Raw genomic sequence first — 12,760 nt, forward strand, 5'->3', positions numbered from 1 at the left:
CAATCACCGACATGGGCCAGGGTGAAGCGTTGGCCGCGAAACACCAGGGCGCTGAGGGTGGTGAGCAACGGTTGGCCGCCGCCGTTGGCTTGCAACCAGCGATTCTGCGCCAGTAACAAGCGCTCCAGCGCCTGGGCCACGCCCCAGGTCTGTGGCGTAGCGTAGTAGTCCAGGGCCAGGGCCTGCAGGGTCGAGCGTGCGGCCAGGCCACCGTCGGCGCACTGGCTGACGCCGTCGGCCAGTGCGCACAGGTAGCCTTTGCTCGCGGCCAGTTCCGCCATGGGCGTGACCACCCGCAGCGCGTCCTGGTTCTCGCTGCGCGGGCCGATGGCACTGGCCTGGGCGACGCTCAGTTGCAGGCTCATCAGACGCGGGCGGCGGTCACGGCGGCCGAACCCCAGGTGGTTCTCCAGCGCCGTTTCACCCCATGCAGGCCGAACCAGGCCAACACACCGAGGCTGGCGAACAACCACAGGGCCAGTTGATAGCTGCCAGTACTCTGCTTGATCGCGCCCATGCCCGCCGCAAGGGCGAAGCCACCGATGCCACCGGCCATGCCGATCAGGCCGGTCATGACGCCGATCTCACTGCGAAAACGCTGGGGCACCAGTTGGAATACCGCCCCATTGCCAGCGCCCAGGCCGAGCATGGTGCAGACAAAAAGCGCCAAGGCTGCGTAGGAGCTGGGCAAGTTGAACCCCACTGCCGCAATGCAGATCACCGCCACGCTGTACATGCCGAGCAGGGTCTTGATCCCGCCGAACCGGTCTGCCAGGGCGCCACCCAATGGGCGCATCAGGCTGCCGCCGAACACACAGGCGGCGGTGTAATAGCCGGCGGTCACCGGGCTCAGGCCGTACTGGTCGTTGAAGTAGCCGGGCAGGGCGCTGGCCAGGCCGATAAACCCGCCGAAGGTCACGCTGTAGAAAAACATGAACCACCAGCTGTCGCGGTCGCCCAGGGCCTTGAAGTAGTCGGCCATGGATTTGGCTTTCGGCCGTTCAGGCGCATTGCGCGCAAGCCAGGCGAATACGATCAGGGTCAGCACCAGTGGGATCAGCGCAAAGCCGAATACATTGCTCCAACCAAAGGCGGCCGCCAGCACGGGCGCCAGCAACGCCGCAAACACGGTGCCGGAGTTACCGGCGCCGGCGATGCCCATCGCCTTGCCCTGGTGCTCCGCTGGGTACCACTGTGACGCCAAGGGCAGGGCGACCGCGAAGGACGCACCGGCCATGCCCAGGAACATGCCTAGCAGCAGCGCTTGTTCGTAACTGTGGATCCCCAGTTTCCAGGCGCAGAACAGCGCCACGATCACAATCACCTGGCCAATCAGCCCGGCGGTCTTGGGCGACAGCTTGTCGGCCAGCATCCCCATCAAGAAGCGCAGTACCGCGCCCGCCAGGATCGGGGTGGCCACCACCAGGCCGCGCTGTTGGGTGGTCAGGTGCAAGTCAGCGGCAATCTGCACCGCCAGGGGGCCCAGCAGGTACCAGACCATGAAGCTCAGGTCGAAATACAGGAACGCGGCAAACAGGGTCGGGGTGTGCCCGGATTTCCAGAAGCTTGATTTCATCACGCACCTCAACGGTTGGGGGTCTAGAAACGAAAAAACGCCGCCACCGGGTTCGCGAGGGCAAACCGGGTGGGCGACGTCTTTGTCGTGAAGGGGCAACCGCCGTTGGCTACCTGTGATAATTCTTTAGCAAGAGCTGAGCCAGATCAGCCGAGCAACTCGCTCATGGCAATAATCTGCTCCGCCACCTGGATCAGTTTCTGTTGACGGCTCATGGCCTGGCGGCGCATCAGGGTGTAGGCCTCTTCCTCGTTGCAGCTCTTCATCTTCATCAGCAGGCCCTTGGCCAACTCGATGCGCTTGCGCTCGGCCAGTTGCTGGTCGCGGGCATGGAGCTGGGCGCGCAGGGCCTGGTCACTCTCGAAGCGCGCCATGGCCACATCGAGGATCGGTTGCAGGCGCTGGGCCTGGATGCCTTCGACGATATAGGCACTGACGCCGGACTTGATGGCCTGGCGCATCACATTAGGGTCGTGCTCGTCGGTGAACATCACGATGGGCCGTGGCTGATCGCGGCTGACCAGCACCACTTGCTCCATCACATCGCGCCCGGGTGACTCGGTATCGATCAGGATCACATCAGGACGCACTGTTTCGACGCGTGCGGGCAGGTCGATGGTCAAGCCGGACTCATCGATCACCTCGAAGCCGGCCTCGGTCAATGCGGCCTTGAGGCGCCCGACCTTGCGCGGGGTGTCGTTGATCAACAGGATTCGCAGCATCGTCGGGCTCCTGTCAGCGCAGCGCTTGGCGATTGGCATCATCGGCCAGGGCATGCAGGTGGAAGCTGCGGGCGTAGCCAGCGGGGTCGCTGCCGTCCCAGGTCTTGCCATCGAGCAACTGGCTGCGACGCATGTCCGAGTCGCCTGCGGTAATGCCCAGCGCCTCGGCAGCCTGGCGATACAGTGCCAATTGCTGAACTTGCCGGGCAACGCCCAGGTAGTCAGGGTCTTCCCGCAGCAAGCCCCAGCGCCGGAACTGGGTCATGAACCACATGCCATCGCTGAGGTAAGGCAGGTTCACCTCGCCGTCGGCGAAAAAGCGCAGTGCATGGGGATCCTGCCAGTGGTTGCCCAGGCCATCGTCATAGTGCCCCAGCAGGCGCGGTTCGATGCAGGCCACAGGTGCGTCGAGGTATTCACTGGCACTGAGCAACTGGGCGGTAGAGCGGCGGTTTTCACGGCTCTGCTCGATAAACCGGCTGGCCTCGAGGATCGCCATGACCAGTACGCGTGCGGTATTGGGGTACGCGTCAACGAAGGCTTGGGTGCAGCCCAGGACTTTTTCCGGGTGGTCCGGCCAGATTGCCTGGCTGGTCGCCAGGGTAAAGCCCTGGTTTTGTTGCACTGCGCTGGCGCACCAGGGTTCACCCACGCAAAGTCCGTCGATGCGTCCGGCTTGCAGGTGCGCCACCATTTGCGGCGGCGGCACCACCACACTGTTCACATCCTGCAATGGATGAATGCCTTGGCTCGCCAGCCAGTAGTACAACCACATGGCATGGGTGCCGGTGGGAAACGTCTGAGCGAAGGTCAGTTTTGTCCGGCTTTGGTGCACATGGCCTTTCAACGCCTCAGGAGTGATCACGCCTTGCTGTTGCAGGCCGTGGGACAGGTTGATGCCCTGGCCATTCTGGTTCAGCCCCATCAGCACTGCCATGGGGCTGGCGGCGACGCCGCCGATGCCCAGGTGTACGGCATAAATCAGCCCGTAGAGACTGTGGGCGGCGTCGAGTTCACCGCTGACCAGCTTGTCGCGCAGGTTGGCCCAGGACGCCTGGCGCTTGAGGTTGAGTGTGAGGCCGTAGGGTTGGGCGAAGCCCTGGGTGGCGGCGACCACCAACGAGGCGCAATCGGTCAGGGCCATGAACCCAAGGTCCAGGCTGCTCTTTTCCGGGGCATCGCTGCCGTGTACCCAAGCCAGCGGATCGTTCATCAATACCTGCCTTTTCTGAAAAAAAAGCGCCGTTTCCCAGGCTGGCGTTACAGGCCATTGCAGGGAAACGACGCCTCTGTCCGTAGGCCCGTACCGCCGTTGGTGCGAGCCTGATACAGAGTGCATAGCAAGGCACATGCCATGGGGGGGCCGGTGCAACTGGCCGTCAACTTTCCATCATGATTGAACCTCGTGCGCCTCGCAGTATGGCCGCTTCCTCAGGCCAGACCGCCAGGCATTCCCACGGTGCACGCTGATTTCCTCGCAACCCTCAATAGCCGCTGGCTGTACAGCGTGCTGCTGTGCGCCGCGCTGTTGCTGGGCAGTCGCACGGCCTGTGGCGAGGTGTACCAGACACAGGATGAGGGGCTGCCGGCTTTCTTTGCTGCGTTGTCTGTGTCATTGGGCCTGCCCGTGGTGACCAGCCGTGCCGTGGCTAGTAGGCAGGTGAGCGGAGCATTCGATTTTGCGGCGCCGCAACAGGTCATTGAAACGCTCGCCGCGAGTGAAGGCTTGATCTGGCACAGCGATGGCCAAGTGTTGCACGTCTACGCTGCCGACGAAGCGAGAAGCTCGGCGGTGGCGCTGCAACATATTAGTGTCGACAGGCTGCGTGGCATCATGCGACGTGCAGGGCTGGATGAGCCGCGTTATCCGCTGCGCGCAAACGGGGCGCGCATGTTCTACGTGTCCGGGCCTCCCAGCTATGTCGATCATATATTGCGGCTGACGCAACTGATGGATCGGCCCCCTCGCAAGGCGCCAGAGCGCCCGCCTGCATTTGGCGTGGTGCAAGTGATCAATTTCCCGGTGGAAGATCACCCGCACGGCGTGGGCACCAACAGGGGCCTGGTACCAGGCATGCTCTCGATGATCCGGGCCCGGCTATCCCAGGCGCAGAGGGTCCGGTTGGCCGACGGCCGCCTTGCGTTGCTGGCCTATCCGGATACCAACAGTGTGTTGATCAAGGGCTCGCATGCCCAAGTGAAAGTTATCGAGAAACTGCTCGCCGAGCTGGATGTGGCCCAGGTGCTGAATGAAACCTTGCCAGGGCAGGCGCATGCCGGTGGTGGCGACCCGCAGGCCGGGCCCCCTCAGTTGACCGCCGCGCAATATGAGCGTGTGCAACGTGCGTTCTTACGGACGGAGCGCGAGTTTTCCCCCTGAAAAGGCATTTGTCCATGCACCTGGAAATACTGCTGCAGGAGCAATTGATCAGCCGCAAGCGTTTGGCCGCTTTCGCGCCGGGAAAAGTGCTGCCCTTGGACCCAGGCGTCACACGATGTGTGGAGGTGCGGGTCAATGGACAATTGATGGCGTTAGGTGAGTTGGTGCAGTTGGAGGACCGGCTAGGGGTTGAGTTGCAGGAGACTTTCCAGGAGTGGCTGTCGCGATAAGGGGCGCAAGCGATTTGTCTGACCGGCAGCGGCCCAAAAAAAACCATTGAATGGGTTTTTTCCTAACGCGAGTCTGCGGGGCGGTTTTTATAGTCGTGCCAATGGCAGGTGAGCCGGTTCACACAGTAAGGATTTGAATGTCAGTAGTCGATACAGAGGTGCGTATGGCCGTCGTGACGCAAGAAGCGGCGGCATCCCTGGTCTTCGCTCGCTGGACCTTGCACGGCGATGGTCGTTTGATAGGCGCGGATGCGGATATACAGCTGCCTCCCAAAGAGGGGCAGGTGCTGAGGTTGCTGCTGGCCTCCGGTGGCGCACTGATGACCAAGGACCGCTTGCTGGAACTGGCCTGGCCTCGGGGCGAGGTAGCCGATGAGTCACTTACGCGTTGTATTTATTCCCTGCGCAAGCATTTGAGGGCCGACAAAGGCTTTATCAAGACTATTTATGGCAAGGGCTATCGCTTTACATGCCCGGTACGGGTGGGTGATCAACCGAGGGCTGTCCTGCACCTGTGCGCCGTCTGTGGTCAGGCCAGTAATGTTAAAAGTTAGGGTCGGGGGCAGAGGCCTGTTGTTCAGTGTGCTGATGGGCTGTAACCCGGCATGGGCCTATTGCTGGGAAGAGGCGGCCAGCCGCTACGATCTCGAGCCAGAGTTACTGCAGGCTATCGCCTCAGTCGAGTCGGGTTCCCGTGCGCAAGCGATGAACTACAGCAACCGAAACGGCACACGGGATATTGGCTTGATGCAGATAAACAGCATTCACCTGCCTCGTTTGCTCAAGCAGGGTATTACCGAAGAGCGGTTGTTGAACGAACCTTGCCTGTCGGTGGAAGTAGGCGCCTCGATTCTTGCCGATTTTATACAGCGTTTTGGCTACAACTGGACGGCAGTGGGCGCTTACAACGTTGGGCCCGGCCCCGGCCCTCAGCGTGAGGCATTACGCCTGCGCTACGCCGAGAGGATCTGGGTGCGCTATGAGGCCTTGATGGCGCAGCGTCAATGAGATCGAGTGTCATGCCTCGCATGCAACCCACCGCCGCGGCTATAATCACCGCCACCTTTTACCGCCATCCGAGTCTAGCCCGCCCATGTATAACCTGGCCCGCCAGCTGTTGTTCAAACTCTCCCCGGAAACCTCCCACGATCTGTCTCTGGACCTGATCGGTGCTGGTGGCCGCCTGGGGCTCAATGGCCTGGTATGCAAGGCACCGGCGAAAATGCCGGTGTCGGTGATGGGGCTCGACTTCCCCAACCCGGTCGGGCTGGCAGCCGGTCTGGACAAGAACGGCGCCGCCATCGACGGGTTTGCGCAGTTGGGTTTCGGCTTTGTCGAAATCGGCACCGTGACCCCACGGCCGCAACCGGGCAACCCCAAGCCCCGCATTTTCCGCCTGCCGGAAGCGGAGGCGATCATTAATCGCATGGGCTTCAATAACCTCGGCGTCGACCATCTGCTGTCGCGGGTTCAGGCGGCGAAATACACCGGCATCCTGGGTATCAACATCGGCAAGAACTTTGACACCCCTGTGGAACGTGCGGTGGATGACTACCTGATATGCCTGGACAAGGTCTACGCCCACGCCAGCTATGTCACCGTCAACGTCAGCTCGCCCAACACTCCGGGCCTGCGCAGCCTGCAATTTGGCGATTCCCTCAAGCAACTGCTCGAAGCCTTGCGTCAGCGCCAGGAAGACCTGGCCGTGCGTCATGGCAAGCGTGTGCCGCTGGCCATCAAGATCGCGCCGGACATGAGCGATGAAGAAACCGTCCTGGTGGCCCAGGCCCTGGTGGATTCAGGGATGGACGCGGTGATTGCAACCAATACCACCCTCAGCCGCATGGGTGTCGAGGGCCTGGCCCATGGTGACGAGGCGGGCGGCCTGTCGGGCGCGCCAGTGCGTGACAAGAGCACCCATATCGTCAAGGTGCTGGCGGCCGAGTTGGCCGGGCGTTTGCCGATCATCGCGGTGGGCGGTATCACCGAAGGCAAACACGCGGCTGAGAAGATCGCGGCCGGCGCCAGCCTGGTGCAGTTGTACTCCGGCTTCATCTACAAAGGCCCGGCATTGATTCGCCAGTCGGTGGATGCCATCGCTGCCTTGCGCTGACAATCTGCTGGGCAATAAAAAGGGCTCCATAAAGGAGCCCCTGGGCCGAAGCCCGCCGCCCGGATGGGGCGCGCGTGGTTAAGTCGTTACTCGTTCAGAGATGTGTGTCGGAATAAAGTGCCCCTGATTAGCCGACGGCGTGAAGTTCGTTGAGTCTGTGGATGCCCGCAGTGCCAGTCATACCGTCCCAGTTGTCGCCGCGTCCTTCTCGCCAGCCGTTGATCCAGGCTTGGCGTACCGACGGTAGAGTAAATGGGCAAAGCTCACGGGATTTTCCATGAACGCCATATTGATATCCGCGTAAAAATGCTCTTTCCAACGGATCACGCTTAAGTCTTCTCATAGGGTGTTTCCCTCACTTGTTGACTGTCTAGATATCCTTCGGCCTTGTCCAAGGCCGGGCAGAGTTTTTCTGCCGTTGGTGGGCTCGCTGCCGGCGTGGCGAGCCGATGTGTCGGCACCGTTACGGCGCCAACCTGTGTTGAGTTCTAACCAATAGGTCACATGTATTCAATGATCGTTTTGTCATAAGCACGTAACGATAACGATGCTATAGCCATAAGCTGGGATGGTTATTCGCCCCTTTTATAGGGCAAAGCCAGCTATGATGTGCCCTGCACAGAGGAAAGGTTTAATCCCTTGGTGAGAATGACCGCCTGTTGCAGTCGGTTATTATTCGACGAAGGGTCGGAATATTTCTTTTTATTGCACAACATTCTTCTTCTGCCTCGCCAATAAAGGCTCAAGGGCCCGTCAGACGGGGTGGAACGGCACATTCGTGCCACGCGAGCACTCTTCGAGAAAAGTGCTTGATTGAAAACCGAACCGGCGATGCGTCGCCTGTTCACTTATTGCTGAAAAGCCTGGAATGCCCCATGTCGGACCGTTTTGAACTCTTCCTCACCTGCCCCAAGGGCCTCGAAGGCCTGCTGATCGAGGAAGCCGTCGGGCTTGGCCTTGAGGAAGCCCGCGAGCACACCTCGGCCGTGCGCGGCATGGCCGACATGGAAACCGCCTACCGCCTGTGCCTCTGGTCGCGCCTGGCCAACCGTGTGTTGCTGGTGCTCAAACGCTTCCCGATGAAGGACGCCGAAGATCTTTACCACGGCGTGCTGGACATCGAATGGGCTGACCACATGGTCCCCGACGGTACCCTTGCGGTGGAGTTCAGCGGGCACGGCTCGGGCATCGACAACACCCACTTCGGCGCGCTGAAGGTCAAGGATGCGATCGTCGACAAACTGCGCACCCCGACCGGCGAACGTCCGTCCATCGACAAGATTAACCCTGACCTGCGCATTCACCTGCGCCTGGACCGTGGCGAAGCCATCCTGTCCCTGGACCTATCCGGCCACAGCCTGCACCAGCGCGGCTACCGCCTGCAGCAGGGCGCGGCACCGCTGAAGGAAAACCTGGCGGCGGCGATCCTGATCCGCGCCGGCTGGCCGCGTATTGCGGCCGAAGGCGGCGCGCTGACAGACCCGATGTGCGGTGTGGGTACCTTTCTGGTCGAGGGCGCGATGATCGCCGCCGACATGGCCCCCAACCTCAATCGTGAACTGTGGGGGTTCACCACCTGGCTGGGCCACGTCCCGGCGCTGTGGAAAAAACTGCACGCAGAAGCCACTGAGCGCGCCGCTATCGGCATGAACAAGCCGCCGTTGTGGGTGCGTGGCTATGAAGCCGACCCACGCTTGATCCAGCCTGCTCGCAATAACATCGAGCGCGCCGGGCTGAGCCATTGGATCAAGGTGTACCAAGGCGAAGTCGGTACTTTCGAGCCGCGCCCGGACCAGAACCAGAAAGGCCTGGTCATCTGCAACCCACCTTACGGCGAGCGCCTGGGTGATGAAGCCAGCCTGTTGTACCTCTACCAGAACCTCGGCGAACGCCTGCGCCAGGCCTGCATGGGCTGGGAAGCGGCGGTGTTTACCGGCGCGCCGGACCTGGGCAAGCGCATGGGTATCCGTAGCCACAAACAGTATTCGTTCTGGAACGGCGCATTGCCGTGCAAGTTGCTGCTGATCAAGGTCAACCCGGATCAGTTCGTCACGGGCGAGCGCCGCACTCCTGAACAGCGTCAGGCCGAACGTGAGCAAGCGGCCTACGACCAGGCCCCGAGCGAGCCGGCAGAGCGTCAGTACAACAAGAACGGCAACCCGATCAAGCCCGCCCCGGCCCCCGTGGTGGAACAGGCGCGCTTGAGCGAAGGCGGGCAGATGTTCGCCAACCGCCTGCAGAAGAACCTCAAGCTGTTGGGCAAATGGGCCAAGCGCGAAGGGGTGGATTGCTACCGTGTGTATGACGCCGACATGCCTGAATACTCCATGGCCATCGACCTGTACCACGATTGGGTGCACGTACAGGAATACGCCGCGCCTAAATCCATCGACCCGGAAAAAGCCTCGGCCCGCATGTTCGATGCCCTGGCGGCAATTCCCCAGGCACTGAACGTCGACAAGAGCCGTGTGGTGGTCAAGCGTCGTGAGCGTCAGAGCGGCACCAAGCAATACGAGCGTCAGAGTGCCCAAGGCAAATTCACCGAGGTCAGTGAAGGCGGGGTTAAGTTGCTGGTCAACCTCACTGATTACCTGGACACCGGCCTGTTCCTCGACCATCGCCCAATGCGCATGCGCATCCAGAAGGAAGCGGCGGGCAAGCGCTTCCTCAATCTGTATTGCTACACCGCCACAGCCAGTGTGCATGCTGCCAAGGGCGGCGCGCGCAGCACCACCAGCGTCGACCTGTCCAAGACCTACCTGGACTGGGCGCGTCGCAATTTCTCCCTCAACGGCTTCTCCGACAAGAACCGCCTGGAACAGGGTGACGTGATGGCGTGGCTGGAAGCGAGCCGCGATGAATTCGACATGATTTTCATCGACCCGCCGACCTTCTCCAACTCCAAGCGCATGGAAGGCATCTTCGACGTGCAGCGTGACCATGTGCAGTTGCTCGACCTGGCCATGGCGCGCCTGGCGCCGGGTGGCGTGCTGTACTTCTCCAACAACTTCCGCAAGTTCCAGCTGGAAGACAACCTCAGCGAACGCTATGCGGTCGAGGAGATCAGCGACAAGACCATCGACCCGGATTTTGCGCGCAATGCCAAGATCCACCGCGCCTGGAAAATCACCGCACGCTGATTTCCCCCTATAGGAGCGAGCTTCTGTGGCGAGGGAGCTTGCTCCCGCTGGGCTGCGCAGCGGCCCCGGAAACTTGCGGGCGCTTCGCACCCGAGCGGGAGCAAGCTCCCTCGCCACAATAAGCCAGTTGACGGTTTTGCGCTGGTCAAACCCATGACCGATGGCTATAACTTAAGCCCTAGCCAAAGTGACACCCCCGCACACTGGCGCTGTGAGTGTTGCCTATGCCGATGCAAGTCGTTCGCCCGAAAATCCTTGGTTTTATCAGTGAGCAGGCATCGGCTTGGCTGGTGGCATTGGTGGTGTTAGTGGTTGGTAGCGCGCTGACGGTGGTCGTCGCGTGGGCGGCGTCCGACCTGTATCAGCAACAGGTGCGCCAGCGGTTCCAGTTGCTGGTCAACGAGCGCTACAGCCGCATCCAGGAACGTTTTGAAGACCAGGAACAACGCCTGGGCAGCCTGCAGCGTTTCTTCGTCAATTCCGGCGAGGTGTCCCGCAACGAGTTCGACGGTTTCGCCAAACCGCTGTTGTTGCATGCCCGTGCTTATGCCTGGGCACCACGGATATTTCGCACGCAGCGCAGCCTGTTTGAACAGGACATTTCTCGCCAGCGTGGCATTCCCTTCAGTATCCGCGAACTGAATACCTCCGGTGAATTGGCGCCAGCGGCCGAGCGCGATGAATACGTACCGGTGCTGTACAGCCAGACGCAGAGTTTGCTGGGCTCGCCGCTGGGCTTTGATTTGCTGGCGCAGCCCCTGCGCCGTGCAGCGCTGGAGCGTGCACAACAAAGCGGCCAGTTGGCGGTGTCACAGCCCATGCAATTGGTGGGGGTGGAGCCCGCTTATGCGGCAGGCGTGTTATTGGTGGCGCCCGTGAGCAAAGTCGCGGGGGCCGAGCCTTATGGTTTTGTGATGGCGGTGATCAGCATGCGCCAGCTGGTGGCCGAGGGGTTGCCCAGGCCCAACCGTGACAACCTGGTGATGCAGATCGTAGACACCTCCGACACCCAGCAACGGGTGTTATATGCGTCCAGTAACGCGTTGGGCAGCAGTGGCTTGACGGCTGCACGCCGCCTCTCCCTGGGCGATCATGTCTACGCTCTTAGCCTGAGCGCCAGCGAAGTGTTCGACAGGGCCAACCATTCTTCGATGCACGCCATTCTGGCGATGGGCGTGTTGCTCAGCGCCTTGCTCAGTGCGCTGCTTTACATGTTGGTCAGCCAGCGCCAGCGCGCACTGAAACTGGTGGAGCAACGCACCGTTCAATTGCGTGCCCGTGAGCAGGAGTTGCGTGGCGCCCATGGGCAACTGCGCAGCGTGTTGAATGCGGCGACTCAAGTGGCGATCATTGCCACTGACCTGCGCGGTGTGATCAACACCTTCAATGCCGGTGCCGAACAGATGTTGGGCTTCAAGGCCGAGGAGGTGCTTGGGCATATGACCTTGGACCGTCTGCATGTGGCCGTGGAACTCGACGCCCGCGCCGAGGCGTTGAGCAGGGCGCTGGGCAAGCGCATTCCAGCGAGTCAGGCGATGCTGGTGGAGAGCCCGGACAGTCAACATGAAGGACGTGAGTGGACGCTGGTGCGCAAGGATGGCAGCCAGTTGACGGTCAACATGTTGCCGACCGTGCTCTTGGATGACCATGGCCTATGGGTCGGGCACCTGGCGATTTACCTGGATGTCACCGAGCAAAAGCGCGCCTATGAGGCCCTTGCCGTCCGCGACCGCCTGCTGAAAAAACTCAGCGCCCATGTGCCTGGTGGCATCTTCCAGTTCACCCTGGAGCCCCAGGACAACGGGCGTTTCATCTATGCCAGCGAAGGCATGCGCGATATCTATGAAATCGAGCTGGGCATGCTGCAGAAGGATGCGCGCACGGTCCTGGAGCGCATTCACCCTTTGGATCTGGAGCGAGTGCGTGCGTCGATACGCCTTTCTGCGTTGCAAATGAGCCATTGGCGAGAAGAGTACCGCGTGCAATTACCCCAGCGAGGCCTGCGCTGGATTCGCGGCGAAGCGACGCCGGAAGAGTTGCCGGGAGGCGGTACGCTTTGGCACGGTTATGTATCGGATATTTCTGATCTCAAACGGGTCGAGGAAGAACTGCGCGCGCTGTCCATCACAGACTCCCTGACAGGGATCTATAACCGGCGCTATTTCCAGGATCGTCTCAAGGGCGAAATGCTTCGGCTCAACCGTATATCTGGCGCGCTGTCGTTGATCATGCTCGATATCGACCACTTCAAGCGCATCAACGATCAGCACGGCCATGCCGTGGGCGACAGCGTGTTGCAGGAGTTGTGCAAGCGTATCGGCCAACGCTTGCGCCGCACCGATGTGTTTTGCCGGATCGGCGGGGAAGAGTTCGTGGTGCTGTGCCCCAACACCGATGGCGCTCAGGCCTACAGCCTGGCGATACAGTTGTGGCAGTCGTTGCGCGATGCGGCGATGGAACCGGTGGGAGTGGTCACCGCCAGCTTCGGCGTGGCCAGTTGGCGGGTTGACGAAGGCATCGATGGGTTGCTGCTGCGCGCTGATTCGGCTGTGTATGTGGCCAAGCAGGCGGGCAGGGACCGGGTACAGGTGTGTGGGAA

The 12,760-nt window shown here is 61.3% G+C and carries 11 protein-coding genes and 1 pseudogene; 7 read left to right on the forward strand and 5 right to left on the reverse strand.

Going from position 1 to position 12,760, the window contains the following annotated elements:
• The 4 genes and pseudogenes from APH41_RS23095 to APH41_RS23110 all read right to left on the reverse strand — a co-directional run.
• Nucleotides 1–293: pseudogene (locus APH41_RS23095) on the reverse strand (bifunctional protein-serine/threonine kinase/phosphatase); the annotation flags it as partial.
• Between the two features lie 71 nt (nt 294–364).
• Nucleotides 365–1,576: a NarK/NasA family nitrate transporter gene (locus APH41_RS23100; protein ID WP_032903097.1), complete on the reverse strand. Its 1,212-nt coding sequence runs from the start codon at nt 1,574–1,576 to the stop codon at nt 365–367.
• Between the two features lie 146 nt (nt 1,577–1,722).
• Nucleotides 1,723–2,298: an ANTAR domain-containing response regulator gene (locus APH41_RS23105; protein WP_003193274.1), complete on the reverse strand. Its 576-nt coding sequence runs from the start codon at nt 2,296–2,298 to the stop codon at nt 1,723–1,725.
• A gap of 13 nt (nt 2,299–2,311) precedes the next feature.
• The gene (locus APH41_RS23110) at nt 2,312–3,511 is read right to left on the reverse strand and encodes a CmpA/NrtA family ABC transporter substrate-binding protein (RefSeq protein WP_054921715.1); all 1,200 of its coding nucleotides are present in this window, start codon (nt 3,509–3,511) and stop codon (nt 2,312–2,314) included.
• Between the two features lie 246 nt (nt 3,512–3,757).
• On the opposite strand from APH41_RS23110, the gene APH41_RS23115 reads away from it, so the two are divergent.
• The 5 genes from APH41_RS23115 (at nt 3,758) to APH41_RS23135 (ending at nt 7,021) form a co-directional block, all read left to right on the forward strand.
• On the forward strand, nt 3,758–4,678 hold the full coding sequence (locus tag APH41_RS23115; RefSeq protein WP_256220340.1) for a type III secretion system domain protein, InvG family: 921 nt from the start codon (nt 3,758–3,760) through the stop codon (nt 4,676–4,678).
• 14 nt (nt 4,679–4,692) lie between these two features.
• Complete coding sequence (locus tag APH41_RS23120; RefSeq protein WP_034128368.1) at nt 4,693–4,908, forward strand: FliM/FliN family flagellar motor switch protein; 216 nt, start codon at nt 4,693–4,695, stop codon at nt 4,906–4,908.
• Between the two features lie 164 nt (nt 4,909–5,072).
• Nucleotides 5,073–5,462, forward strand: a complete 390-nt coding sequence (locus tag APH41_RS23125; protein ID WP_054897216.1) for a winged helix-turn-helix domain-containing protein — start codon at nt 5,073–5,075, stop codon at nt 5,460–5,462.
• Entirely contained in the window at nt 5,449–5,916 is a 468-nt protein-coding gene (locus tag APH41_RS23130) for a transglycosylase SLT domain-containing protein (protein ID WP_054897185.1), read from the forward strand. The genes APH41_RS23125 and APH41_RS23130 overlap by 14 nt, the downstream gene beginning before the upstream one ends.
• Before the next feature lie 85 nt (nt 5,917–6,001).
• A complete protein-coding gene (locus tag APH41_RS23135) occupies nt 6,002–7,021 on the forward strand; it encodes a quinone-dependent dihydroorotate dehydrogenase (protein WP_034128370.1) in 1,020 nt (339 codons plus the stop codon).
• 127 nt (nt 7,022–7,148) lie between these two features.
• Here the strand turns inward: APH41_RS23135 and rmf are convergent, their stop codons facing one another.
• Nucleotides 7,149–7,364 carry a ribosome modulation factor gene (gene rmf / locus APH41_RS28515; RefSeq protein WP_002553055.1) on the reverse strand — a complete coding sequence of 72 codons (216 nt, stop codon included), beginning with the start codon at nt 7,362–7,364 and terminating at the stop codon, nt 7,149–7,151.
• Between the two features lie 532 nt (nt 7,365–7,896).
• Here rmf and rlmKL point away from each other — a divergent pair.
• Both rlmKL and APH41_RS23145 read left to right on the forward strand, forming a co-directional pair.
• Nucleotides 7,897–10,161, forward strand: coding sequence for a bifunctional 23S rRNA (guanine(2069)-N(7))-methyltransferase RlmK/23S rRNA (guanine(2445)-N(2))-methyltransferase RlmL (gene rlmKL, locus APH41_RS23140; protein WP_034128371.1), 2,265 nt, complete (start codon nt 7,897–7,899; stop codon nt 10,159–10,161).
• A 224-nt stretch (nt 10,162–10,385) separates the two neighbouring features.
• The coding region (locus APH41_RS23145; RefSeq protein WP_054921717.1) for a GGDEF domain-containing protein at nt 10,386–12,760 on the forward strand (2,375 nt) is incomplete at its 3' end.

This window comes from Pseudomonas sp. NBRC 111138 (assembly GCF_001320835.1).
Classification (GTDB): Bacteria; Pseudomonadota; Gammaproteobacteria; order Pseudomonadales; family Pseudomonadaceae; genus Aquipseudomonas; species Aquipseudomonas paracarnis.